Source organism: Pantoea sp. RG18, assembly GCF_025910075.1.
In the GTDB taxonomy this organism is placed as follows: domain Bacteria; phylum Pseudomonadota; class Gammaproteobacteria; order Enterobacterales; family Enterobacteriaceae; genus Pantoea; species Pantoea agglomerans.
The window spans coordinates 85,421-109,950 of record NZ_JAPCIL010000002.1 but is presented as its reverse complement, the minus strand read 5'-3'; the positions used below and the strand labels follow the sequence as shown (position 1 = coordinate 109,950).

Here is a 24,530-nt window from a genome sequence, read left to right as displayed (position 1 = left end):
ATTTAATCAGATTCCTCTTCTCAGGGAAAGCAAAAGGACCAGCTATGAGTACAGATCTCTTCTTAAAAATCGATGGCATTACAGGCGAATCTCAGGACAGTAATCATAAAGGCTGCATCAGCATTGAATCATTCACCTGGGGTGCAAGCCAGCCAGGGAACATGACGGTTGGTGGGGGCGGTGGCGCAGGAAAGGTTCAGTATCGTGATCTCACTGTTCAGGCGCTTATAGACAAAGCTACTCCAGCAATAATGCGTTACGTCTCCAACGGCAAGCATATTGGCAAAGTGGAGCTTTCGGTATGTAAGGCAGGAGGGAGCCAAATCGAGTATTGCCGCATTACGCTTGAAGACGTTCTTATCACCAATGTGGTTTTCAATGGCACTACAAATCGTGATCTGATCGGAGTTTCATATCAGTTTCAGGCATCAAAAGTTAAAACACAGTATTGGGAACAGTCAGCGAGTGGCGGCAAAGGCGCGGAAACTCAGTCAGGGTGGGATATTAAAGGTAACAAAGAACAGTAATGTCTCAAGAACACTGGATGTTTTAGCACGATCTGAAGCTTATTATTTATTTAGGGTGTCAATTAAAACTGGCACCTTCGTGTTTTATTAAGCCGTAATAATTTCTCTCAAATTATGATAATTAATCCAACCATACAGTCTTAAAAACACTTATGAAGCATTAAGATAAATAACGACTCACATATTAAGCCAGAATTCGCATAAATAAAGAAACTTGCAGAATAGTTAAACGGTAATCCAAAGGTAGATCCTCAATGTGGCTTAATACCAGTATCTATAGAGGCAATTTCAGAAATTTCAGCGACTCCCCCGCCGACACGCCGAGGGCGTCATGCCATAAACCTGCCGGAAACGATGGCTGAAGTGGGCTGATGAGTGGTAGCCACACTGAAGGGCAATATCGGTCAGCGTCAGCTCGGGCCGCTCAAGCAACATCCTTGCACGATCCATTCGACGACGCATCACGAACTGGTGCGGCGCTTCGCCAGTGGTATGGCGGAACATGCGGGCAAAGTGAAACTCACTCAATGCCGCTTCCTGCGCCAGCACAGCCAGGGTTAAAGGCTGGTCAATGTGAGCCTCAATGAAGTCGAGAACCCGACGTAATACCGCGGGAGCCAGTCCGCCCCGCACCTGGGGCAGTTGCCACTTAACTTCACTGTAGTGCTGCAGCAGATGGGTCAGCAGGAGTGTTGATGCGCTGCTCAGCGTCAGCTGGCTGGCGGGCTGTTGCCAGTCGCTGCTCAGCAGAAAGTGTCGATAGAGCTGGGTAATGCGGTCATCAACAGAAAAGATTTTCTCATGCAGGTTTAACTGCGCCGGACTGCGGTCCCAGACCCGTTCGGCTAGCTGCCGCAGCTGGTTCTCGCTGCAATAGAGATGAACAAAGGCGAGATCGGCACGCAGATCCCAGGTCGATTCTGTGCCAGCCGGCATCAGACAGAAGCGGTCCGGTGCGCCACCGTTACGCCAGCCATGCGGGGTTTTATGCCAGGTATCGTAGCCGCCCGCCACATAAAGGCTTAGCGTGTGATGATCGCTGAGGTTTGTCACGCGATCGCCACTATTAAACCAGGCTGCCAGCTGAATGCCGCTGTTAAGTTGCACCTGATCGCGCAGTTGTGCTTTGTGGCGTTGCAGCATGTCAAAGGTCTGGAAGCGACTCATCGGGGTATCAGTTCAGATAAACAGAGTGCCAGTTTACGGATTGCGCGGGACAGAAAACAGAGCACATCGGGACAGAGAGTAAAAATGCGCAAGATTTTGCAAACCCTGCGCAATTCGCTGCAAGACCCGGGAGCGTTGCGGGTGCAGACTCGGCGTTTTGCGGTGGAGAATCTGGCAATGAACCTGTTTTTGTATCTCTCAGTCGTGCTGATCTGGGGCACGACCTGGATTGCGATTTATGCGCAACAGTCTGCAGGCATCAGCGCCGTAACTGTCGCTGTCTTCTGGCGTTTTTTGCTGGCCTCGCTGGTCATGTTATTGCTGCTTAAGCTGATAAAGCGTCTGCACAGGCTGACGCTGCAGGATCACCTTTTCTGTGTGCTGCAGGGCTGTTGCGTTTTTGGCTTTAACTTTGTCTGCTTTTATTACGCCTCTGGCTATATCAGCAGCGGACTGGAGTCGGTCATTTTCTCTATGGCGGTGATGTATAACGCCATTAACAGCTGGATATTTTTCCGTCAGCGCCCTTCCGCACGTCTGATTCCGGCGATAGTGCTCGGCATGGCGGGTATTGTTGCGTTGTTCTGGCACGATCTGCGCAGCACTCAGGCCTCGACCGGCTTGATGTGGGGCATTGGGTTAAGTGCGCTGGGCACCCTGGGATTTTCATTCGGCAATATGATCAGTCAGCGGCATCAGCGTCTGCAACGTGACGTGCTGACAACCAACAGTTACGGCATGTTATACGGTGCGCTGATCATGGCACTGGTCTCGCTGCTGCAGGGTGTTTCGCTGCAGCCGACATGGAATACACAGTGGTTTGGGGCATTGATCTATCTGGCTATCGTGGGATCGGTGATGGGATTCGGGGCCTATTTTACGCTGGTGGGACGTATCGGAGCCAGTCGGGCTGCCTATACAACGGTGCTGTTTCCGCTGGTGGCGCTGGCACTCTCTACCCGTTACGAAGGATATGAGTGGCATGCCAGCGCCATCCCTGGCCTTGTCATGATTTTACTGGGCAATATCGTGATGTTTGCCCGTTGGCCGGCAAGTCGTCGCCGGATAATCATCTGACGCGGAGGCGGGCTGAGGCCCGCGTCCGGATGGGCGTTATGCCCACTGCTGCTGAAGGAGTTTCTGTGGTTTATTGATCGCTTTACGCGCAATCCAGTAGAGCAGAACACGCTCATCGTCACTATCACGATCGGCCATCGACAGCAGTTTTAATGCCAGCGTCGATTTGGTCACAGGCTGCTGTTCTGTACTGAGTTCAATCACCGCCTGACCGATAATGCAGCAAACTTCATCCTCACTGGTGCTGGATTCATATGTCCGGTCTTTCATATTTCCTCCTGATAAGTGAACTGTTAGCCTGGCAAATAATCTGTAAACCTGCTCACAGAATCATCTTAATGAAACATTATCTTACGGCTAATTACGCTTAATCATTAAGCTGCCGTTTTGCTTACTTTTGACGCGACGTCGCTAATCTCTCCCGATGCCATTCATACCGCCTGAATGGCATTTCATTCCCCAATCCGTTCCGTTCATGCCTTTACTGCTCACGCGCGCGAATCACTGCTTTATTCTGACCGCAGTTTCCGGATTCCCGGACGGGAGAGAAAAATTATGAACCAGACTCAACAGGCTTCTTACCAGCGTGCTCGCTGGCTTACATTGTTCGGAACGGTAATCACTCAGTTCGCGCTGGGGTCAGTCTACACATGGAGTTTGTTCAACGGCCAGCTGTCCCAGAAGCTGGATGCGACGGTCAGTCAGGTCGCTTTTTCGTTTGGTCTGCTGAGCCTGGGGCTGGCTATTGCCTCCTCGCTGGCCGGTAAATTACAGGAACGTTTTGGCGTACGCCGCGTCACTATCGGGGCGGGTGTGCTGATGGCGCTGGGTTTCTGGCTTACCGCGCATGCTAATAATCTGATGATGCTCTATTTCAGCGCCGGACTGCTGGTGGGTCTGGCGGATGGCGCAGGTTACCTGATGACGCTCTCAAACTGCGTGAAGTGGTTTCCGGAGCGCAAAGGGATGATCTCTGCCTGTGCGATTGGCGCTTACGGTCTTGGCAGTCTGGGATTCAAATTTATCTGCGGGGCGCTGCTGGCAACGGTGGGTCTGGAGCAGACCTTTATGATCTGGGGCGTGCTCGCGATGTCGATGATTATCCTCGGTGCACTGCTGATGCGTGATGCCCCCCTTCAGGATACCGGGAGCAGCACGAATGGTCAGCAACATGCGCGAGATTACACGCTGGCACAGTCGGTGCGTCTGCCGCAGTACTGGATGCTGGCGCTGATGTTCCTGACAGCCTGCATGAGCGGTCTCTATGTGATAGGCGTTGCTAAAGATATCGGCGAAGGGCTGGTGCATCTGACTACGCAGACCGCTGCCAGTGCGGTAACTGTGATTGCGATTGCCAACCTGAGTGGCCGCCTGGTGCTGGGTATACTGTCTGACAAAATGATGCGCATCCGGGTTATTTCACTGGCGCAAATCGTGTCGCTGATCGGGATGAGCGTGCTGCTGTTTACCCGGATGAATGAGATCACCTTCTTCCTGTCACTCGCCTGTGTAGCCTTCAGCTTTGGCGGTACCATTACGGTATTCCCGTCGCTGGTCAGTGACTTTTTCGGCCTCAACAACCTGACAAAAAACTATGGTCTGCTCTATCTCGGATTTGGTATCGGTAGCGTGCTGGGCTCACTGGTCGCCTCGCTGTTTGACGGGTTCACCGTCACCTTCAGTCTGATTATGACGCTGCTGGTCATCTCCCTGTTCCTGTCACTCACCATCCGCTTACCACAGAGTTCTGTTACAGCAGCACCTGTATTGCAACGTCATTAACCATCACGACGGGCCGCGCCAGAGCGGCCCGTTCACGTTTAGCCGCGGAATCGCGGCTCTGCCACGCCCGCCACAGAGACGTCCACCGCAAAGATATCGCCTGACTGCGGATAGCGCGCCAACTCCTCTTCGGTGCGATCTTCCCGTGAACTGGTAATAAACAGCGTTTTAAGATCGGCGCCACCAAAGGCCACCATGGTTGGCCACTTCACCGGAAGCAGGATCTCATCGACGATTTCGCTGCTCCGGGGATCGATGCGTACTACGCGACCGCCATCAAACTGTGCGGACCAGTAAAATCCTTCGCTATCCACTGCGGCACCATCCGGCAATCCCCCTTTCGCGTCGAAACGGCGGAACAGGGTGCGTTCGCCCGGTTCGCCCTGCGCGTTTAATGGATAGCGATAGAGCGCTTCATTCGGCGTGTCACTGTGATACATCCAGCGCCGGTCGGGAGAGAAGGCCAGCCCGTTGGAAATTTTAATGTCGCGCGCTTTGACCTCCAGCTTCAGGTCAGGCGTCACACGGCACAGCAGCCCGCCATTTTTGTCCTGCGGTTCCCACAGGCTGCCGCACCAGAAATTCCCCCAGGGATCGACACGGCCATCATTAAATCGGCTCTGCGCAGCCACACCGGGATTCTCTGCGATCTTTTTCTCTGGCTTGCCCTGCGCATCCAGCAGCCAGACACCGCCACGCAATGCAGCTATCAGACCGCCCTGCTCACGCAGACCGATGCATCCCACCTCTTCCGCCTGCGGGAAGGTTTGCAGTTCACCGCTGACCGGATCAAAACGGTGAATGGCGGGTGCCAGAATATCGACACAGTACAGCACCTGTTCTTCCACTGACCAGAGCGGGCATTCGCCCAGTTCAGCCTGTAAAGCCAGAATATTTTTAACGTCATGCGCCATGTTTCTCTCCCATTGAACTGATATGCTAATAATGTAGTTGTAAAAACTTTCAAATGAGAATTATTTTCGCTTGATTTTGAGACTATTCTCTTTGATAGTATTTACTATTCAGTTCATTCTTATTTCTTTATTATTCTCCGCTGCAAAACGCAGCACTCTGAAATATTCCGTCATATCTTCTTAAATAACTCTACAAAGCCTGCATCTTCACTCCACTTTTCCAGCGTAGTGTCATAGTCATTGGAAAAGAGGAGAAGCTTCCGATGAAGAGATTAATTAAAGTCGCTTCGGTGGTTGCGCTGATGACCTTATTAAGTGGTTGTATCATCAGCCCCAGACACGACAATGGCTGGCACCGCGGGGGTGGCGGCGGATATCATGGAGGCTACTATGGAGGTTATCACGGTGGGTATCATGGCGGTCACCATCGCCGCTAACGGGCAAAGATGTCACACAGCATAAAATAAAAGCATTAAACTTTAAGGGCGGGATAATTATCCCGCCCGTTTTATTTAGCTTTTCACAGCATAATTACACTGGAACCACGCTTTCTGCAGTCCCGGAATATGACTCTCCTGCGCAGGTAACGCCTCGACTTTATCAAAGCCTTTATTACTGCAGTAATTCGCCAGATCAATATTCATTGCATCACGATTGACCTTTACCGGGTCAAAACGGTACTGCACGGTATTTGAGCCTGGATCTTCATCTACACGTTCAAATGCCCCGGGTTTGCTGGCAGTACATCCACTCAGCAAAATCAGCGCCAGTGCGCCGGTTATTAGTTTTTTCATTAAGTTATCCTCACGTTGCCGCGCAGTTTATGACGCAGCATGCCGCGCATCCATAGGATTAATGCGCGAAAGTTCAAAACTTGAGAAGCTTTTACCGATTAATGTAATACGATTAAACGGCTATCACTATCATGCACGGCGTGACAAGATGCATTCAGACAAAACGAAGACTGCACCACACCAGGAAATGCCAAAAATAAAAATCTGTTCCTCTCTTCCCTGCCCGCGCTTAGCGGGCTTTTTTTCGCCCGCCATTCCGCTGCTCCGCTGCCGCTTACTGGCCAGTTAATGCAATCATTCTACGTAACAGGTTAGCGGCGCGCTTGTCAGGTAATGCCAGAATCGCGCTGTAGAGATCAATCGACATGGCACACAGCGATGAGCGATCAACCGCCGTGTCGGCAGGCATATTCAGCTGCTGCAGCTTATCCCCCCACTGCTGATAGAGCCGGGCGACAATTTTTTGCAGATCATCCTGCGCCAGCGCCTTATCCAGTGGCTGATCGGGCAATGGACTGTTCAGCAGCAGCTGCTCCATGGCGTCCGCCTCTTTGCGATTCAGCGACGGCGGCAGCGTGGTCAGCAGATTGATGCCACCACTCACCTGCGGATAGAGATAACGGAAGCAGAGGCCCGGATCGATTTGGTTCAGCGCCCGCATCTCTTCAACTGAGACGCTGATATAGTTGACCACCGCCGCGTCAGTTCCGCGCATCAGACGCTGATTAATCACCTCAATCAGCCAGCCACGTAGCTCGCCCGTCGCCTTCTCAGATGGCTCCCCCGCACGGATGCGCCGGGTCAGCTCCTGGGTCAGCAACAGCCATAACGCCGGTTCCTGAGTCTGCAGCACCCGATAACCGGGCATCTTTGCCAGTTGATTTACCGCCTGCTCACGCTGACTGGCCTGCAACTGATGCGGCGCAACCCAGCTGAACCAGAGCAGATTCGCCAGTATCAGGGGCAGCAGAAAGATGATCAGCCCCTGCCACAAACGCAGCCGGGTGGTTTTGATCAGCACAATAACAATCAGCGCCAGCAGCGCAAACGCGGCCAGCGTAATAAAAAGCAGAGCATTCATGCGGCGGGATTAATCCTTACGCACATCGATCAGCACAGGACAGTGAGCGCGCTCAATAACCGATGCGCTGACTGAGCCTTTTAACAGCCGATTCAAAGAGGAGAGATGGCGACGTCCCATGATAATCATGCTGGCCTTAAGCTGTTGCGACTGGGCAACGATAGTATCTGCCGCGTCACCCGCCAGAATCATGCCCCGCGCATTAATGCCCGCGCGCAGTAACGGAGCCAGTGCATGGCGCACCACCATTTCTGCCGTATTCTGCTCATCCTGCGCGGCCACAAAATCGGCCGGATCTTCACCCGCATCGATTTCCATTGGCTGATTACAGGAAGAGTAAGCGGGATCAACGCAGCACAGCACGACCACCTCGGCGCGATGCGCCAGCGCTTCTTCAATGGTTAAGGCGACCACTTTTTCCGCTACCGGAGAGTGATCAATGGCCATCAGCAGGGTTTTCATCGAATGCTTATCCTTCTATCGCGGCGACTTTGCCGATTTCACGCACCAGTGCCTCTTTACACTTCAGCATTTCGTCACGAAAACGGGCTTCGTGTCGCAGAAAACGTGCAGAGGGCACCAGCAAAGAGACAGAAAAGCGACCAAACAGCGTATCCAGCGCAAACGCCATGGTAGAGATACCTTCCAGCGTTTCACCGCGATCCACGGCGATACCGGTTTCGCGCACTTCCCTGATAAGTTGCAGCAACTGAGGCAGCGTTTTCACCGTCATATCGGTTAACTCCTGCCAGGCGTCGCCAACGATCGTCCGTACATCTTTTTCACACTCCAGCGCCAGCAACGCCCGTCCACCGGAGGTGCTGTAGAGCGGCAGATTGAGTCCCATATGCGGAACCACCCGAAGCTCACGCGACGCCACCACGTGGTGAATAATCGCCAGCTGACTGCCGCTGGCGCGCGCCAGCGAGACGGTTTCATTGGTGTCGGAAGAGAGTTTTTCCAGCAGCGGACTGACCAGATCAACCACATCGGTATGTACGCTGGAGATCAGTTTTAACAGCGCCGGCCCCAGACGCAGTCCGCCCGCCCCGCTGCTGCGCACCAGCTCTGCGCTGTCGAGCGCGGCAACAATACGCTGCACCGTTGAGCGCGGCAGTTCGACCGCCTGAGCGATCTCACCGAGGCTCATGCCGCCGGGCTGTTCGCCAAGCGCATTAAGAATTTTTGCCGCACGGGCGATGACCTGTATACCGCCCGTTTTTTCATCCTCGCGGCTGGAGGGTTGATGTGCCATAGCGTCGTCCTGTTTGAGCTGCCTTACTGTAGCGCGAATGCCGCACTTTTTACAGCCTGTACCACATTGCAATACAGTATACCGGGATGTAATATTACGACCTGTATCACATCGCAGTACACTGCATCATAATAACGAGATCGCCTGCAATGAACGCTAAGCCTGCCGCCGCGCCGGCCCCTCACCCTTTTACACTGCGACTGGCACTCGGATTAGTCGGCGTGCTCATCGCCGCCCTGACCTCCGGGCTGAACGATCGCGTCAGTGATATCGCGCTGGCCGATATCCGTGCCGCGATCGGCATCAGTTACGATCAGGGTAGCTGGATTATCTCTGGCTATCAGGCGGCAGAAGTGGCCGCCATGATGATTGCGCCCTGGTTTGCCGTCACCCTGTCGCTGCGGCGTTTTACGTTAGGCGTGTCGGCGGGATTTATGCTGACTGGCATTCTGCTGCCGCTGGTGCGGGATCCGACGCTATTTATCAGCCTGCGCGTATTGCAGGGCCTGTTTGGCGGCGCCTTACCGCCAATGCTGATGACGGTCGCCCTGCGCTTTCTGCCGCCGCCCTTTAAACTTTTTGGCCTGGCGGGCTATGCCCTGACTGCGACGTTTGGCCCCAACATGGCGGCCTCGCTGGCCTCGTTGTGGACCGACCACGTCAGCTGGATGATGGTGTTCTGGCAGGTCGTGCCGTTGATGCTGATCGCTATGCTGCTGACAGGATGGGGATTGCCCCAGGATCCGCTGCGACCGGAACGCTTTCAGCAGATCGATCTGTTCGGCATGGTGACCGGCTGCAGTGGTGTTGCGCTGCTGATTCTGGTGCTGACCCAGGGTGAGCGCCTCGACTGGCTGAACTCGCCACTGATTACCGGTATGTTGCTCACCGCGCTGCCGCTGCTGCTGGTTTTCCTGATTAATGAGTGGTTTCACCCGCTGCCGCTGTTTAAATTGCAGATGCTCCGACGGCCAAATCTGGCGCATGGCTTGCTGGGCCTGGCCTGCGTGCTCATCCTTGGGCTTTCTGGCTCCGCGCTGCCTTCGGCCTATTTTGCTCAGGTCAGCGGCTTTCGCACCCTTGAGTTTGCCCCGCTGGCGCTGGCGGTGGGTCTGCCGCAACTGCTGATCGCACCGCTGATTGCAGCCCTGCTGAATATCCGCTGGATCGACTGCCGCTGGATGCTGACGGCGGGCGTCGGCTTGCTGGTGACCTCCTGTCTGCTGGGCACACAGATCACCAGTGACTGGGCAAGACAGAATTTCTGGCTGCTGCAGATCCTGCAGGCGTTCGGACAACCGATGATCATTTTGCCGATACTGATGAGCGCCACCAGCGTTGTGGCCCCGCCAGAAGGCCCGTTTGCCTCGGCAATGTTTAATACGGTGCGCGGCTTTTCCAGCATCGCTGCCTCTACGCTGGTTGAGGTTTTCCTTTCGCATCGTGAGCAGTTTCACTCCAGTGTGCTGATTAATCAGGCGGCCAGTCGCAGCTGGCTGATGACAGCGCCGACGGCCAGTCAGGCCAGCAGCAGCTTGCCGCTGTTGCCGGATGGCAGCATCAGCGCCGCCGATAATCTCAGCGGATTCGCTTCCCTGGTCAGGCATCAGGCCACGATCCTTGGTCTGAGCGACAGCTGGCTGATGCTGACCGGCTTTGCCGCCTGCCTGTTATTGCTTACCGTCATCCTGCCAAAACGGGTGTGGCCGCCTCAAACTTTGATTCAAAACCCTTCCCGGAATAACTGAATATGCGTGCTTTCGAAATGAAAAGAACCCTGCTGCTGAGTCTGTTGCTGCTGGTGTTACTGACCATCGCTTTTGTGATCTGGTCACTGATGACCGGCAATGATCACCGCACCAACGACGCTTACGTCAATGCGGACTACACCCTGGTGGCACCGAAAGTCTCGGGCTACATCAGCCACGTGCAGGTGCAGGATAATCAGCAGGTCAAAGCGGGTCAGCTGCTGGCGACGCTGGACGATCGTGACTATCGTGTGGCGCTTGAGAGTGCGGAGGCTGACCTGCAGGTGAGCCAGGCGAAACTGCTGAGCAGTCAGGCACAGCTGGAGCAGCAGCAGTCGGTGATTGATCAACAGAAAGCCAGCGTGGCGGCCAGTGAAGCCTCTGCGCAGTATGCCGGTCAGAGCGCCGATCGTTATAACCGCCTCTATAAAAGCGGTACCGTGGCAGCCGACGATCAGCAGAAAGCCAGCTCAAACCAGCGCTCGGCGCTGGCAGCCGTGCATCAGAGTCAGGCCGCGCTGGCGTCAGCAGTAAAACAGGTGGGGGTGTTACAGGCGGCGGTGCGTTCTGCGGAAGCGGATGTTGCAGCGGCGAAGGCCAGCGTCGATCAGGCCAGGCTGAATCTCTCCTACACGCGCATTACTGCGCCCGTTGACGGCATGGTAGGTCAGCGCTCGGTGCGGACCGGCGCGTACGTATCAGCCGGCACCCGTCTGCTGGCGGTGGTGCCACTGCAGCAAACCTACATTACCGCTAACTATCTTGAGACGCAGTTAAGCGATGTGCGTCCCGGCCAGCGGGTGCGGATTCGGGTGGACGCCCTGCCGGGCGAGACCTTTACCGGTCATGTGGACAGCATCGCACCGGCCACTGGCGCAACTTTTTCGGCGATCTCTCCCGATAACGCCACCGGCAACTACACTAAAGTCGTTCAACGTCTGCCGGTGAAAATTGTGCTGGATGGCGACCAACAGCATCTGGCTCAGTTACGTGTAGGCATGTCGGCGATCCCTGAAATCGAAGTGCCGTAAAATTGTGAGCAATATCTCAGAACGGACCTATTTCATTTGGGGAGGATTACGCGTAAATTAGCGCTCGATCCTGTTCTGAGTTATTCAGATCAACCCGGAAGAGAGCAGACCATGACTGTAAATGGCGATCTCTTTTCCACATCTGTTCGCGTTGCACTGGTTTGGGATCGCCATCATCGTAACCGCTCAGAGGAGTTGCTTTGTGAAATATGCCTTGATGGGAATATCTTTTTTCGCGTTACTTTGGTTCGGAACCTTTGTTCTGCTGCTGAAGTAATGGCGTGACAGTGCCGCCACGGGGCGACCCTTGAGTCGCCCCTGCTGGCTGTCAGCGTTCTTCTTCCATTTTTATGCTGCCTGGCAATATGCCATCGGCACGAAACATCGCTTTAATTCCCCGTACCGCCTGACGAATACGATCGCTGTTCTCTATCAGCGCAAAACGCACGTGCGTGTCGCCATAGTCGCCAAACCCAATACCGGGCGAGACACAGACTTTCGCCTCCTGCAGCAGTTGCTTAGCGAACTCCAGCGACCCAAGATGTGCGTAATGGTCCGGTATTTTTGCCCAGACGTACATTGAGGCTTTCGGGTTATCCACCATCCAGCCCGCTTCATGCAATCCTTTGACCAGCACATCACGGCGGCGTTTGTACTGCTCTGCGATGTCGCGCACGCACTGTTGATCCCCTTCCAGCGCCGCAATCGCCGCCACCTGCAGTGGCGTAAAGGTGCCGTAGTCATGATAACTTTTGATTCGCGCCAGCGCGGCGACCAGCTCTTTGTTGCCCACCATGAAACCGATACGCCAGCCCGCCATGTTGTAGCTTTTTGACAGGGTAAAGAATTCGACGGCGACATCACGCGCGCCCGGCACCTGCATAATCGATGGCGCTTTCCAGCCATCGTAGACGATGTCGGCATAGGCCAGATCGTGGATCACCAGCACGTTGTACTGCTTCGCCAGCGCAATCACCCGTTCGAAAAAGTCGAGCTCCACACACTGTGCGGTGGGGTTGGACGGGAAGCCGAGGATCATCATTTTTGGCTTGGGATAGCTCTCGCGAATGGCGCGTTCCAGCTCATTGAAGAAGTCGACACCCGCCACCAGCGGCACCGAGCGTACCTGCGCCCCGGCAATCACCGCACCGTAGATATGGATCGGATAGCTGGGATTGGGCACCAGCACGGTATCACCGTGATCCAGCGTCGCCAGCATCAGGTGCGCCAGGCCTTCTTTGGAACCGATGGTGACAATAGCCTCTGATTCAGGATCGATCTCAACCTGATAGCGATCGGCGTACCAGCGCGAGATCGCCCGGCGCAGGCGCGGAATACCGCGAGAAGTGGAATAACCGTGGGTATCGTCACGCTGCGCCACCTGGCATAACTTTTCGACGATGTGCGGCGGAGTCGGACCATCCGGGTTGCCCATCGAAAAGTCGATGATATCTTCGCCGCGCCGACGCGCAGCCATCTTCAGTTCAGCGGTGATATTAAAAACGTAAGGGGGTAAGCGTTCGATACGCGAGAAACGACGGGGTGTGCTGTTATCAGCCATGATGTCCTCTGGATTACGTAAGCGCCCGGACCGTCCGAGCGACGCGGGTCACTGTGGTGACCCGTTACGAACATAACGTGGCGAGGATCATTTTGTCGAGGGTGGCGGAAAATATTTTTATTTTTGCGGATTCAGCCGCCCCAGCAGCCAATCGTTCACCCAGCAGCCGTTCAGCAGATAATTATCCCGTAGCGTGCCCTCCAGCTGAAAGCCGTTTTTCTCCAGAATACGGCGTGACGCCCAGTTCCCTTCAATCACCATCGCTTTGAGTTTGTGGAAATCGGCTTCAAGCAAAAACTGACACAGCGCCGCCAGGGCTTCGCTGCCATATCCCTGACCACAGTGGCGATGCAGCAGCATATAGCCCACCTCCGCCTGACGGTATGGCTCCCATTCGGGGCTGCAGCCAAACAGGCCAATCGGCTCACCGTTGTCACGACGTCGCGCAACCAGGCAGAGCATATGAAAACTGCTCGCCTGCCAGGGTGCCAGACGCTCGGTGAAGCGCTGGCGGATATCCGCTTCATCGGGGACTTCGCTCACCCAGGTCATGGTGTTGCGATCTTCATGGACGGCACGAAACAGTTGCCAGTCTTCTGGCTGTAATTTACTCAGGGTTAATCTGGCGGTGACAAGTTGCATCTGCTGCTCCCGATGGGCGCGGTTTTCCAGCGGTCACTGGCGCACCTCATCGCGCAACATAGCAAAACACCACCTTAGCGACCAGCCTCTGCAGGGCGAAAAAACTGTTCCCCTTTAATGCACTCAACCTTTCCTCTTTTTGCAGATATGCCGTAAAAATTGATCTGAAACACTAACTCCCGCCGTGATTGATCGGGACGCTAGCGGTTCGCGATCACATTTTTTATCATAGAGGCACTTTCCATTGCCGACGAGTCGCCTGTGTCCTCCCACTTCACGATGTTACTGGCAGTATTTGACCGCGCCGCCCTGATGCTGATCTGCCTGTTCTTCCTGACACGCACCCGCCCGTTTCGTCAGCTGCTGCAAAAAGATGAACACACCCGTGCGGAGAAAGTAGCCGTTACTGCCATCTTTTCCCTGTTTGCGCTGTTCAGTACCTGGTCGGGTGTCGATGTCGATGGTTCACTGCTGAATGTGCGGGTCATCGCCGTGATGGCGGGTGGCATTCTGTTTGGCCCCTGGGTCGGGATCGCCACCGGGGTTATCGCCGGTCTGCACCGTTTTCTGATCGATATTCACGGCGTGACCTCCGTGCCCTGCCTGATTACCAGCATCATTGCCGGTATCGTCGCGGGCGGTATTAATCGCCGGGTACTGAAAGAGCACCGCTGGCGTGCCGGTATCGTCGGCGGCATGCTCTGTGAAGCCCTGACGATGTTGTTGATTGTTGTGTGGGCGCGCCCCACCTCACTCGGGCTGGCGATTGTGTCAGAAATTGCTCTGCCGATGATCCTCGGTGCCTCCAGTATCGGCATCATTGTACTGCTGGTGCAGAGCGTCGAGGGGGAAAAAGAGGCGATTGCCGCCCGCCAGGCCAAGCTGGCGCTGGAGATCGCCAATAAAACTCTGCCGCTGTTTCGTCAGGTGAACAGCGACTCGCTGCGCAACATCTGTGACATTATCCGACGGGAGATCAAAGCCGATGCAGTGGCGATGACCGATAAAAAACAGATTCTGGCCTACGTCGGCTATGGCGAACACAACTATAAACATGGGGATGATGGCATCAGTCCCACCACGGCGCAGTCGATCGCCAGCGGTAAAATTATCATTAAGAACAACGATGAAGCGCATCGAACCAAAGATATTCACTCCATGATTGTGATCCCGCTGTGGGAGAAAGGCAAAGTCACCGGCACGCTGAAAATCTACTATCGCCGCGCACACCGTATTACCGGCTCGCTGAAGGAGATGGCGATCGGCCTGTCACAAATCATCTCAACCCAGCTTGAAGTGTCGCGTGCCGAGCAGTTGCGCGAGATGGCTAATAAAGCGGAACTGCGTGCGCTGCAAAGTAAAATAAATCCTCATTTCCTGTTCAACGCCCTGAATGCTATCTCCTCTTCTATCCGGCTCAATCCCGATACCGCCCGTCAGCTGGTGATAAACCTGTCACGCTATCTGCGCTACAACCTGGAACTGAACGACGATGAGCTAATCGACATCCGTAAAGAGCTGTGGCAGGTGAAAGATTACATCGCCATCGAGCAGGCCCGGTTTGGCGATAAGCTGACGATGATCTATGACGTCGATGAGGATCTCCATTTTCTGCTGCCGAGTCTGCTGATCCAGCCTCTGGTGGAGAATGCCATTGTCCATGGCATCCAGCCCTGTAAAGGCAAAGGCGTGGTGACGCTGAGCGTCCGTGATCTGGGCGATCAGGTACGGATCTCGGTGCGGGACACCGGTCAGGGCATCAGTGACGAAGTGATAGCACGGGTGGCGCGTAACGAAATGCCCGGTAATAAAATCGGCCTGCTTAATGTGCATCATCGGGTAAAACTTTTGTCGGGTCAGGGATTGAATATCGTGCGGCATCAGCCGGGCACCGAGATTTCCTTTACGCTGAGTAAGAATGGCCAGCGCCTGGCGGAGAATCTGTTATGAAAGCCATTATTGTGGAAGATGAATTCCTGGCGCAGCAGGAGCTGAGCTGGATGATTCAGCATCACAGCAAAATCGAGATCGAAGCCTGTTTTGACGATGGTCTGGACGTGCTGAAGTACCTGCAACAGCATCGGGTTGATGTGATTTTCCTCGATATCAACATCCCCTCACTGGATGGCATGCTGCTGGCACAGAATATCCATCAGTTTGCCCACAAGCCACTGATTGTCTTTATTACCGCGTGGAAAGAACATGCGGTGGAAGCGTTTGAGCTGGAGGCGTTTGACTACATTCTCAAGCCCTATCAGGAGTCGCGGATTGTTACCATGCTGAACAAGCTCGAAGCCACAGCGCAGGCGCAGCAGGCGGTCAGCCATCTCAGCGCCACGCCCGCGCCGCAGACGGTCAACCTGATCAAAGATGAGCGCATTATCGTCACTGACGTGAATGATATTTACTACGTTGAGGCGCATGAGAAGCTGACCTTTGTTTATACCCGGCGCGAATCCTACGTGATGTCGATGAATATTACCGAGTTCTGTTCACGCCTGCCGGAGCAGCAATTTTTCCGCTGCCACCGCTCTTACTGCGTCAGCCTCAGCAAGATTCGTGAAATCGAGCCGTGGTTTAACAATACATATCTGCTGAAGCTGCGCGATCTGGAGTTTCAGGTGCCGGTCAGCCGCAGTAAGGTGAAGCAGTTTCGACAGCTGATGCGCCTGTAGCGCAGGAGGGTTAAAGACCTGTTCAGAAAGGGGGGTGGCGAAGCAGGAGAGCAGCAAAAAATCCGGGGGGTTTTCCCGATCCTGCCCCGCTGAAGCAGGCAGATCGGGAAAATCGCTCGCGCGCAGAATGGCAGTGCGCGCGAGGTAAAGCAGAATCAGATTTCGCGACCCAGCGTCTGGCGCAGATGCGCGCCCGCGCCCAGCAGGCCAGGCTGGTCGTGCGTAATCATATAAACCGGGATACTGGCAACATAGTCGCGGAAGCGGCCTTTATCTTCAAACGCCGCACGGAAACCCGACGACTTAAAGAACTCCAGGAAGCGTGGCACGATGCCGCCGGCAATATAGACACCACCAAAGGTGCCGAGATTCAGCGCCAGGTTGCCGCCGAAACGGCCCATGATGACGCAGAACATTGACAGCGCGCGACGGCAGTCGGTGCAGCTGTCATCCAGCGCACGCTGGCTGACATCTTTCGGCTTCAGGTTTTCCGGCACGCGATTATCCACTTTAACAATCGCACGATAGAGGTTAACCAGACCGGCACCTGACAGCACACGTTCCGCTGAAACATGGCCCAGTTCTTCGCGCAGCACTTCCAGGATCTGATCTTCTTCTTCGCTGTTGGCAGCGAAGTCGACATGACCGCCCTCACCTGGCAGGCTGACCCAGCGCTTGTCCACATGCACCAGATGGCTGACGCCTAATCCGGTGCCGGCACCATAAATCGCGATAGGTTTATCTTTGACTGGCTCTGTACCGCCAAACTGAATCACGTTTTCGGCGGTCAGCATCGGGATCGCCATAGATACCGCAGTGAAGTCGTTAATGATTTCCAGGTGTTCAAAACCGATGTTCTCTTTGAGCTTGCGCGTGGAAAACGCCCAGTCATGGTTGGTCATTTCAACCCAGTCATCGGTAATCGGGCAGGCAATGGCAATACAGCCATCTTTAACGTCCTGCTGTTGTTCATCAAGATAGTGGCGGATGACGGCTTCGAGGCTGTCGTATTCTGATGTTGAGAATGTTTTGGCCTGGGTGATGCTGCCGCTTTCCACCTCACACAGGGCGAGGCGTGCGTTAGTACCGCCGACATCGCCGACCAAGGCATAGGTTGTCATTCTTCTGTTGCTCCGCTTGGGGTCTTAAGAGTTGGAGGACACTATAAAATTCTGCCCATAAAACAACAACGCTCACCGGTGCGATTGGTGAGCGTCTTACTCAGGTGTGCTACAGCCTAACCGCGATAGTTCACCCTGCACAGCGGCAACTATCTGAATCTTAGCCGCCGTTGCGTTGATTCAGGCAGGCGGTGACTTTTCGTAGCAGTGGCGGCAAATCCTCTTTCTGCATGACGACTTCAACCAGAGAGAGCCACTTCGGCTCTGAGAGTCGCGCCATCACTTCCTCTAACTGCACCGTTTCACTGATACGCCAGCTCTGCGCCTGGCCCTGCAGGCTAAGGGCGTGCGGTAAGGCCGTCCAGTTCCATTGGGCAATATCATTGTAACGTTGTGTTGCGCCATGAATCGCCCGTTCAACGGTATAGCCTTCATTATTCAGCAAAAAGAGTATCAGTCGCTGCTGGTCACGCAGCATCGAACCCAGTTCCTGAATTGTCAGCTGCGCCGAACCGTCTCCGATGATCAGGATAACCCGGCGATCAGGATCGGCAGTCTGCGCGCCAAACGCTGCCGGAAGAGTATAGCCGATTGATCCCCATAATGGCTGAACCACCAGCTGCGCCTGCGAGGGCAATCTTAACGCGGCGGCCCCAAAGGCAGCTGTCCCCTGCTCGGCCAGAATAAGGTCACCGGGTTGCAGGAATGCCTGCATCGCCTGCCAGAACGCCTGCTGGCTGATCACTGCCGCCGGTTCTGCAGATTGCGCGGCGGGCGGCGTGGCACCGGGTTGCCACTGCTGGCCATAGCGTTCAAACAGCGGCAGCAGTTCGCTCAGCGCATCCGCCATCGACAGTGGCGCAAAACGTTCACCGCCCACGCTGGCGCTGGAGGGCTGCAGATCAATCAGTCGCTCAGGGTTAAACTGCTGCGTGAAGCCTGCAGTAATGGTGTCGGTAAATCGCACCCCGACGCAGATCGCCACATCCACCTGCTCAATCTGTTCGCACACCTGACCTGCGCTGGCCTCACCGGCATAGGTACCGACGTAACCCGGCTGCTGTTCATCCAGAACCCCCTTGCCCATCAGCAGGCTGGCACAGGGAATCGCACACTGTTCACGCAGCGCGGCCAGTGCGGACTGCTGCTGCCAGCGCAGCGCAAGAAAATCGGCCAGCAGTGAAACCCGCTGCGCCGGTGCCAGCAAACGTTCCGCCCCGTCGCTGAAAGCGCGACGCGCTGCGGGCGAAGAGGATTGATGACTGTTCAGGGGCTGCGCGGGTGGCTGCACCTCCATGGCCGCCACGTCGACGGCCAGCGATAAATAGCCGGGACGGCGGGCCTGCAGCGCACAGACGATCACCCGATCAATCTCAGCCGTGGCGTTGTCGGCGGTAAGCTGTGCCGTTGCCGCACTGACTTCTGCGGCCATGCGAATAAAATGCTGGAAATCGCCATCGCCCAGCGAATGATGAACACAATCCCCCTGCAACTGGGCCTGCGTCGCAGGCGCGCCAACGATATGGATCACCGGCAGATACTCGGCATAACTGCCTGCAATGCCATTAATCGCGCTGAGCTCGCCCACACCAAACGTGGTCAATAGCGCTCCTGCGCCGTTGCAGCGTGCATAACCGTCTGCCGCATAGGCTGCGTTAAGCTCATTAGCGCAGCCTACCCAGCTGATGGCCGGATGGGCGATGACGTGGTCAAGAAATTGCAGGTTATAGTCGCCCGGCACGCCAAACAGATGCTTTACACCAATCTCCTGCAGACGGGTCAGCAGGTAATCTCCAACAGTAAAAGTTGACATTGCGCATTCCTTTCAGGGAAGAGTCGGGTTAAGTATCTGACAGAGGATGAAATTAGCGAGGCGTGCCGCTATTTTAGCCAGCCGCAATGGCTGGAAAGGCGACGTTACGCTGGCGGAATATTCTGTAAAAATGCGAATTGTAGCGCGCTGTCACTGAGTGTAACCGTATACACTGATAGACTTTTGGCACATATCCCCGTTTTTACCCAGGAGCGCTGAATGTCCCTTTTCCCTCATCCCGATCGCTATCAACAGATGGAATATCGCCGCAGCGGCCGCAGCGGCATTAAACTGCCCGCCATTTCGCTGGGGCTGTGGCATAACTTTGGTGACAGTACCCGGGTCGATAACAGCCGTGAGCTGCTGCGTCATGCGTTTGACCTTGGCATCACGCACTTCGACTTAGCCAACAATTACGGTCCACCCCCTGGCTCAGCTGAAGAGAACTTCGGGCGTATTCTGCGGGAAGATTTTCGTGCCCATCGTGATGAGCTGATCATCTCCACAAAAGCGGGCTATACCATGTGGCAGGGGCCTTATGGGGATTGGGGTTCGCGTAAATATCTGGTCGCCAGTCTGGATCAGAGCCTGAAGCGAATGGGGCTGGAGTATGTGGATATTTTCTATCATCACCGTCCCGATCCGGAAACCCCGCTGGAAGAGACGATGCGCGCGCTGGATCATGTGGTGCGCCAGGGCAAAGCGCTTTACGCTGCCCTTTCTAACTATCCGGCCGATCTCGCCGCCGAAGCGATAGCTATCCTGCGCGATCTCGGCACCCCTTGTCTGATTCACCAGCCGCGCTATTCGATGTTTGAACGCACACCTGAGCAGGGATTGATTCAGACGCTGGGCGATGCGGGCGTCGGCTGTATCGCCTTCTCTCCGCTGGCAGGCGGCGTGCTCACCGATCGCTATCTGCAGGGCATTCCGGAAGATTCGCGCGCGGCCAGCGGCAGCAAGTTCCTGAATGAGAACCAGCTGACGGATGAGAAGATGGAGAAAGTCCGCAAGCTTAATGCTATTGCGCAGCAGCGCGAACAGAAGCTGGCGCAGATGGCGCTGGCGTGGGTGCTGCGCGATGAGCGTGTGACTTCAGTACTGATCGGAGCCAGCAAAACAGCCCAGATCGATGACGCGGTGGCGATGCTCGCTCGCCGTCAGTTCAGCGACAGCGAGTTAGCTGCGATTGACGCGGCGCTGCTGTAACGGTTTTAGCGCCCGGCTGAGGCCGGGCGTTTTCTGCGCCAGAATAGTCTCAAACCCCTTTCTCTCCCCAATTTCCTCACAATCCTCCGACACAATGATGCGGTAACAACAGCAATACGCAGGCATAATCGCTGCGCCGCAACAGCGTCAGACTGTTGATGAGGAGAAGAAAATGAAAAGAGCCCTTATTTTTGCTGCCCTGCTGGCCCTGTTGTCGCCGCTGGCACACCACACAGCCCAGGCCTCCAGTGCCTCTATTACTCTGGCCCCCGGCGTCACCCTGAATCTTGGCGATCGCGATCGCCGAGGCTATTACTGGGATGGTGGTCGCTGGCGTGAACCGCGCTGGTGGAACGACCGCTATTCTTACAACGAACGCCGCTGGTGGCGACACGAAGAGTGGCGTCGTCAGCAGCAGTGGGAGCGCGAACGCCGCTGGCATGAGCGCGACCGTGAGCGTCGCTGGGAACATCAGTATCGCCGCGATCGTGATCGTGGCTGGGATCATCATGACCGTCGTGGTCCTGACCATCGCGGACACGATCGCCATTAATAAAAACGCCCGGCAGAACCGGGCGTTTCAGACAACACAAAGACTTCAATCAGTGTGATTCTGGCCGCAACGCATAAACTCAACGCGCAGGGAACACGGTCAGAAGAGGAAAGCGTCCCGCGCCATGGACAAAAACGCCGGGAGCGTTTTTGAACAACGCAACGCGTTGGCCCGGCTACGGGCGCACCTCAAGGATGAGGTGCGTAATCGCGCGGGCCGAGCATGTCATGGATGACGGATTTTGCGTCTTTCCGATCTGACCGTGTTTCCTGCGCTGGCGCGGTATCACTGCGAACCTGGCCAGACGTTGCCAACAAGAAAATGCCCGGCATAGCCGGGCGTTTTCTTGTTTACCATAACCGCTACAGCCCCAGCGCTTCACCCACCAGCAGGTAAAGATTCAGCGTAATCACCAGCAGCACGATCAGTCGCCCGGTATTCTGCATCAGACGCGAGTTAACCATATCATCGCCCATCAGCTCGCGGTTGCCGGTAAAGGAGAGCAGCGGAATCAACGCCAGCGCAATACCAAAACTCAGCAGCACCTGACTCATTACCAGAACCCTTGTCGGGTCCCAGCCGGCCCAGATGACAATAAAAGAGGGCAGCATGGTGACGGTTCGGCGCACCCACAGGGGAATATGGAAGTGGATAAAGCCCTGCATCACCACCTGCCCCGCCAGCGTACCGACCACCGTTGAAGATAATCCGGCGGCCACCAGGCTCAGACCAAACACCGTCGCCGCTGCCTGACCTAACAGCGGTTGCAGCGTCAGATAGGCCTGATCGAGTTCAGCGATTTTACTGTGCCCGCTGAAGTGAAACGCCGCTGCGGCGGTCGCCATCATCGCCAGGTTAACAAATCCGGCGATGGTCATGGCAATCGCCACATCCAGTTTAGTTGAGGAGTACCGCTGACCTTTGCTGTCCTCACTTTTGCCCTGCGTCAGCGCGGAGTGCAGGTAAATCACGTGCGGCATAATGGTCGCACCCAGCACACCCGCCGCCAGGAATACGGCATCCGACGTTGGTAACGCGGGCAGCGCCATACCGATCACCAGCTCTTTGACACTGGGCTGAGAGAAGAAGAGTTCGACGATATAGGCCGCCGCCACAAACAGCAGAAGTCCGCCAATCACCAGCTCCAGCGGCTTTTGCCCACGGCTCTGTAACATCAATATCAGGAACGTGGCGATGCCTGTCAGCACCGCGCCCTGCATCAAAGAAATGCCGAGCAGCAGTTTGAACCCCAGCGCGGCACCGATAAATTCCGCCAGGTCAGTGGCCATGGCGATAATTTCCGCCTGCACCCAGTAAAACCAGACGGCAGGCCGGGGAAAACGATCGCGGATGTGTTCAGCGAGGTTTTTGCCGGTAGCGATACCCAGCTTGGCTGACATCAGCTGAATCAGCATGGCCATGATGTTCGCCCATACCACCACCCACAGCAATTTGTAGCCGTAAGCAGCGCCCGCCTGAATGTTGGTCGCAAAGTTGCCCGGATCGATATAGCCGATAGCGGCGATAAAAGCGGGCCCCAGTAGTGCGAGTTTGACTTTTCTGACTCCGCGAGCGGCGCGCTCGGCGGTACGACTTTCAAACATATCCGGTACCCTGTCTGAACATTTGCCTGCCCCGGCAGCTTAAGGGTTAGCAGGTGCAAGTGAAATTCGTTTATTGTTATCGGTGTAATAGATGCTGCTATAAAGTATAGCCATTGCTATACATTACAGTAAAGGATGTGATTGCTAAAAATGTGAGCAATAGTGTCACTTTACGCCCGGTGTAAAATTCAGACAATAATTATGTGGTTATCTGAAGTGAAGTATTTGTAAACAGGACGTGATCTCTGGAACTTTTCTGGAAAATATAACGATAGCGAATACTTATATTGTGGTTCAGATCTCGTTTTTAAGTAACGCGTTACATAGAATACGCAACAAAATACAACCCTCCTCAAATTTGGAGCAACCATGTCCCATATTTTGCAATTTCTTTTAGCACTGGTGGTGGTCGGGATACTCGCCTTGCTGGTTAGTCACGATCGTAAAAGCATTCGCATTCGCTACATTATACAGCTACTGGTGATTGAAATTGTGCTCGCCTGGTTCTTCCTGAACTCAGAAGCGGGACTCGGTTTCGTCAAAGGATTCGCGGGCTTCTTTGACCATCTGCTGAAGTATGCCGCTGAGGGTACTAACTTCGTCTTTGGCAACATGAGCGACAAAGGTCTGGCCTTCTTCTTCCTTAACGTATTGTGCCCTATCGTCTTTATCTCTGCGCTGATCGGTATTCTGCAGCATTTCCGTATCCTGCCATGGGTGATTCGCGGTATTGGTACCGTACTGTCGAAAGTGAATGGCATGGGAAAACTGGAATCTTTCAACGCCGTGAGTTCTCTGATACTGGGACAATCAGAAAACTTCATCGCCTATAAAGATATCCTGGGCCAAATGTCACAGCGCCGCATGTACACCATGGCCGCGACCGCGATGTCGACCGTATCGATGTCGATTGTCGGCGCCTACATGACCATGCTGCAGCCGAAGTATGTAGTCGCCGCGCTGGTGCTCAACATGTTCAGCACCTTTATCGTGCTGTCGCTGATCAACCCTTATCGTGTAGAAAACGAAGAAGATCTGCAGTTGCAGGATCTGCACAAAGGCCAGAGCTTCTTTGAGATGCTGGGCGAGTATATCCTGGCCGGTTTCCGTGTCGCGATTATCGTTGCCGCCATGCTGATTGGTTTTATCGCGCTGATTTCAGGTCTGAATGCGCTGTTTGATCTGATCTTCGGCATCTCCTTCCAGGGCGTTCTCGGCTTTGTCTTCTATCCGTTTGCCTGGGTGATGGGCGTGCCTGCTGGCGAAGCGTTGCAGGTCGGCAGTATTATGGCGACCAAGCTGGTGTCGAATGAGTTTGTTGCCATGATGGATCTGCAGAAAATCGCGGGTCAGCTGTCGCCACATTCAGAAGGTATTCTTTCTGTGTTCCTGGTCTCGTTCGCTAACTTCTCTTCTATCGGCATCGTGGCCGGTGCGATTAAAGGTCTGAACGAAGAACAGGGCAACGTGGTTTCCCGCTTTGGCCTGAAGCTGCTGTACGGCTCTACGCTGGTGAGCGTGCTTTCCGCCGCTATCGCCGGTCTGGTTCTGGCGTTCTAAGCACGGTTCTGCGCACTACTCTAAGCATCAAAGGGCGAGCAGGTCTCGCCCTTCTCTTTCTGCTCTATCCTTGCTCTGCTTCCCGCTGATTCCACTTTCCTGCGTTAACTCTTTCATTGCACATGTCACATCTGCATTCAGATAGTGCACAACAGGCGGCACAGCGTCCCGCAAACAGCATCGGATGTCATAGCAGGTTATGCCGGTTGATAACGCAATTAAGCGTGCGCAGCAGCGCGTATGGCAAAGCAATAGCGTTGGGATCCGCAGAAACTGGCGAATAAGAGATTAATCAGAAAGGATTTTGACAACGGCGTGTCAGAAAATGGTGGAGATAAGCGGGATCGAACCGCTGACCTCTTGCATGCCATGCAAGCGCTCTCCCAGCTGAGCTATACCCCCACATCTGGAATCGT

Annotated in this window: 23 protein-coding genes and 1 tRNA gene; 11 read left to right on the top strand and 13 right to left on the bottom strand. The window is 54.9% G+C overall.

Annotated features, from left to right (window positions below; genetic code table 11):
* The first annotated feature begins 44 nt into the window (after nt 1-44).
* Nucleotides 45-527, top strand: a complete 483-nt coding sequence (locus OK409_RS01060; protein WP_086906201.1) for an Hcp family type VI secretion system effector — start codon at nt 45-47, stop codon at nt 525-527.
* Nucleotides 528-824: 297 nt separating this feature from the next.
* Here OK409_RS01060 and OK409_RS01055 read toward each other — a convergent pair whose 3' ends face one another.
* A complete protein-coding gene (locus tag OK409_RS01055) occupies nt 825-1,694 on the bottom strand; it encodes a helix-turn-helix domain-containing protein (protein ID WP_109650932.1) in 870 nt (289 codons plus the stop codon).
* A 177-nt stretch (nt 1,695-1,871) separates the two neighbouring features.
* On the opposite strand from OK409_RS01055, the gene OK409_RS01050 reads away from it, so the two are divergent.
* Nucleotides 1,872-2,771 carry a DMT family transporter gene (locus OK409_RS01050; protein ID WP_033779729.1) on the top strand — a complete coding sequence of 300 codons (900 nt, stop codon included), beginning with the start codon at nt 1,872-1,874 and terminating at the stop codon, nt 2,769-2,771.
* Between the two features lie 36 nt (nt 2,772-2,807).
* Here the strand turns inward: OK409_RS01050 and OK409_RS01045 are convergent, their stop codons facing one another.
* Nucleotides 2,808-3,041 (bottom strand): hypothetical protein, encoded by a 234-nt coding sequence (locus OK409_RS01045; RefSeq protein ID WP_010257893.1) that lies wholly within the window; start codon nt 3,039-3,041, stop codon nt 2,808-2,810.
* 285 nt (nt 3,042-3,326) lie between these two features.
* Between OK409_RS01045 and OK409_RS01040 the strand changes: the two genes are divergently transcribed.
* Nucleotides 3,327-4,553 carry an OFA family MFS transporter gene (locus OK409_RS01040; protein WP_264366654.1) on the top strand — a complete coding sequence of 409 codons (1,227 nt, stop codon included), beginning with the start codon at nt 3,327-3,329 and terminating at the stop codon, nt 4,551-4,553.
* A gap of 38 nt (nt 4,554-4,591) precedes the next feature.
* Here the strand turns inward: OK409_RS01040 and OK409_RS01035 are convergent, their stop codons facing one another.
* The 5 genes from OK409_RS01035 to OK409_RS01015 form a co-directional block, all read right to left on the bottom strand.
* Entirely contained in the window at nt 4,592-5,467 is an 876-nt protein-coding gene (locus OK409_RS01035; RefSeq protein ID WP_264366653.1) for an SMP-30/gluconolactonase/LRE family protein, read from the bottom strand.
* A 512-nt stretch (nt 5,468-5,979) separates the two neighbouring features.
* Nucleotides 5,980-6,261 (bottom strand): lipoprotein, encoded by a 282-nt coding sequence (locus OK409_RS01030; RefSeq protein WP_033758553.1) that lies wholly within the window; start codon nt 6,259-6,261, stop codon nt 5,980-5,982.
* A gap of 274 nt (nt 6,262-6,535) precedes the next feature.
* Nucleotides 6,536-7,342 (bottom strand): hypothetical protein, encoded by an 807-nt coding sequence (locus OK409_RS01025; RefSeq protein ID WP_245116284.1) that lies wholly within the window; start codon nt 7,340-7,342, stop codon nt 6,536-6,538.
* Between the two features lie 9 nt (nt 7,343-7,351).
* Nucleotides 7,352-7,804 carry a universal stress protein gene (locus OK409_RS01020; RefSeq protein ID WP_010257878.1) on the bottom strand — a complete coding sequence of 151 codons (453 nt, stop codon included), beginning with the start codon at nt 7,802-7,804 and terminating at the stop codon, nt 7,352-7,354.
* 7 nt (nt 7,805-7,811) lie between these two features.
* Entirely contained in the window at nt 7,812-8,597 is a 786-nt protein-coding gene (locus OK409_RS01015) for an IclR family transcriptional regulator (protein ID WP_010257875.1), read from the bottom strand.
* Between the two features lie 149 nt (nt 8,598-8,746).
* On the opposite strand from OK409_RS01015, the gene OK409_RS01010 reads away from it, so the two are divergent.
* The 3 genes from OK409_RS01010 to ypdK all read left to right on the top strand — a co-directional run bounded on the left by OK409_RS01010 (nt 8,747) and on the right by ypdK (nt 11,653).
* Complete coding sequence (locus tag OK409_RS01010) at nt 8,747-10,345, top strand: MFS transporter (protein ID WP_264366652.1); 1,599 nt, start codon at nt 8,747-8,749, stop codon at nt 10,343-10,345.
* 2 nt (nt 10,346-10,347) lie between these two features.
* Nucleotides 10,348-11,376, top strand: coding sequence for an HlyD family secretion protein (locus OK409_RS01005; protein ID WP_182504392.1), 1,029 nt, complete (start codon nt 10,348-10,350; stop codon nt 11,374-11,376).
* Nucleotides 11,377-11,578: 202 nt separating this feature from the next.
* Nucleotides 11,579-11,653, top strand: coding sequence for a membrane protein YpdK (ypdK, locus tag OK409_RS01000; RefSeq protein ID WP_099257831.1), 75 nt, complete (start codon nt 11,579-11,581; stop codon nt 11,651-11,653).
* A gap of 51 nt (nt 11,654-11,704) precedes the next feature.
* On the opposite strand, the gene alaC is transcribed toward ypdK, so the two are convergent.
* Nucleotides 11,705-12,937, bottom strand: coding sequence for an alanine transaminase (gene alaC / locus OK409_RS00995; RefSeq protein WP_033758563.1), 1,233 nt, complete (start codon nt 12,935-12,937; stop codon nt 11,705-11,707).
* Between the two features lie 117 nt (nt 12,938-13,054).
* Nucleotides 13,055-13,579 carry a GNAT family N-acetyltransferase gene (locus OK409_RS00990; RefSeq protein WP_010257862.1) on the bottom strand — a complete coding sequence of 175 codons (525 nt, stop codon included), beginning with the start codon at nt 13,577-13,579 and terminating at the stop codon, nt 13,055-13,057.
* A 279-nt stretch (nt 13,580-13,858) separates the two neighbouring features.
* Between OK409_RS00990 and OK409_RS00985 the strand changes: the two genes are divergently transcribed.
* Together OK409_RS00985 and OK409_RS00980 are read left to right on the top strand one after the other, a co-directional pair.
* On the top strand, nt 13,859-15,529 hold the full coding sequence (locus OK409_RS00985) for a sensor histidine kinase (RefSeq protein WP_010257859.1): 1,671 nt from the start codon (nt 13,859-13,861) through the stop codon (nt 15,527-15,529).
* Nucleotides 15,526-16,254 carry a LytR/AlgR family response regulator transcription factor gene (locus tag OK409_RS00980; RefSeq protein WP_003848909.1) on the top strand — a complete coding sequence of 243 codons (729 nt, stop codon included), beginning with the start codon at nt 15,526-15,528 and terminating at the stop codon, nt 16,252-16,254. The genes OK409_RS00985 and OK409_RS00980 overlap by 4 nt, the downstream gene beginning before the upstream one ends.
* A 155-nt stretch (nt 16,255-16,409) precedes the next feature.
* Here the strand turns inward: OK409_RS00980 and glk are convergent, their stop codons facing one another.
* Nucleotides 16,410-17,375 carry a glucokinase gene (glk, locus tag OK409_RS00975; protein WP_010257856.1) on the bottom strand — a complete coding sequence of 322 codons (966 nt, stop codon included), beginning with the start codon at nt 17,373-17,375 and terminating at the stop codon, nt 16,410-16,412.
* Between the two features lie 160 nt (nt 17,376-17,535).
* Complete coding sequence (gene ipdC / locus OK409_RS00970; protein ID WP_264366651.1) at nt 17,536-19,188, bottom strand: indolepyruvate decarboxylase; 1,653 nt, start codon at nt 19,186-19,188, stop codon at nt 17,536-17,538.
* 219 nt (nt 19,189-19,407) lie between these two features.
* Here ipdC and mgrA point away from each other — a divergent pair, with 219 nt between their 5' ends.
* Nucleotides 19,408-20,397 carry an L-glyceraldehyde 3-phosphate reductase gene (mgrA, locus tag OK409_RS00965; RefSeq protein WP_010257851.1) on the top strand — a complete coding sequence of 330 codons (990 nt, stop codon included), beginning with the start codon at nt 19,408-19,410 and terminating at the stop codon, nt 20,395-20,397.
* Nucleotides 20,398-20,569: 172 nt separating this feature from the next.
* The gene (locus tag OK409_RS00960) at nt 20,570-20,950 is read left to right on the top strand and encodes a DUF2502 domain-containing protein (protein WP_033758570.1); all 381 of its coding nucleotides are present in this window, start codon (nt 20,570-20,572) and stop codon (nt 20,948-20,950) included.
* Nucleotides 20,951-21,312: 362 nt separating this feature from the next.
* On the opposite strand, the gene OK409_RS00955 is transcribed toward OK409_RS00960, so the two are convergent.
* Nucleotides 21,313-22,554: an Nramp family divalent metal transporter gene (locus OK409_RS00955; protein WP_010257845.1), complete on the bottom strand. Its 1,242-nt coding sequence runs from the start codon at nt 22,552-22,554 to the stop codon at nt 21,313-21,315.
* A gap of 369 nt (nt 22,555-22,923) precedes the next feature.
* Between OK409_RS00955 and OK409_RS00950 the strand changes: the two genes are divergently transcribed.
* Complete coding sequence (locus OK409_RS00950; RefSeq protein WP_010671371.1) at nt 22,924-24,114, top strand: NupC/NupG family nucleoside CNT transporter; 1,191 nt, start codon at nt 22,924-22,926, stop codon at nt 24,112-24,114.
* Nucleotides 24,115-24,440: 326 nt separating this feature from the next.
* On the opposite strand, the gene OK409_RS00945 is transcribed toward OK409_RS00950, so the two are convergent.
* Nucleotides 24,441-24,516: transfer RNA gene (locus OK409_RS00945), tRNA-Ala, on the bottom strand.
* Nucleotides 24,517-24,530: the final 14 nt, after the last annotated feature.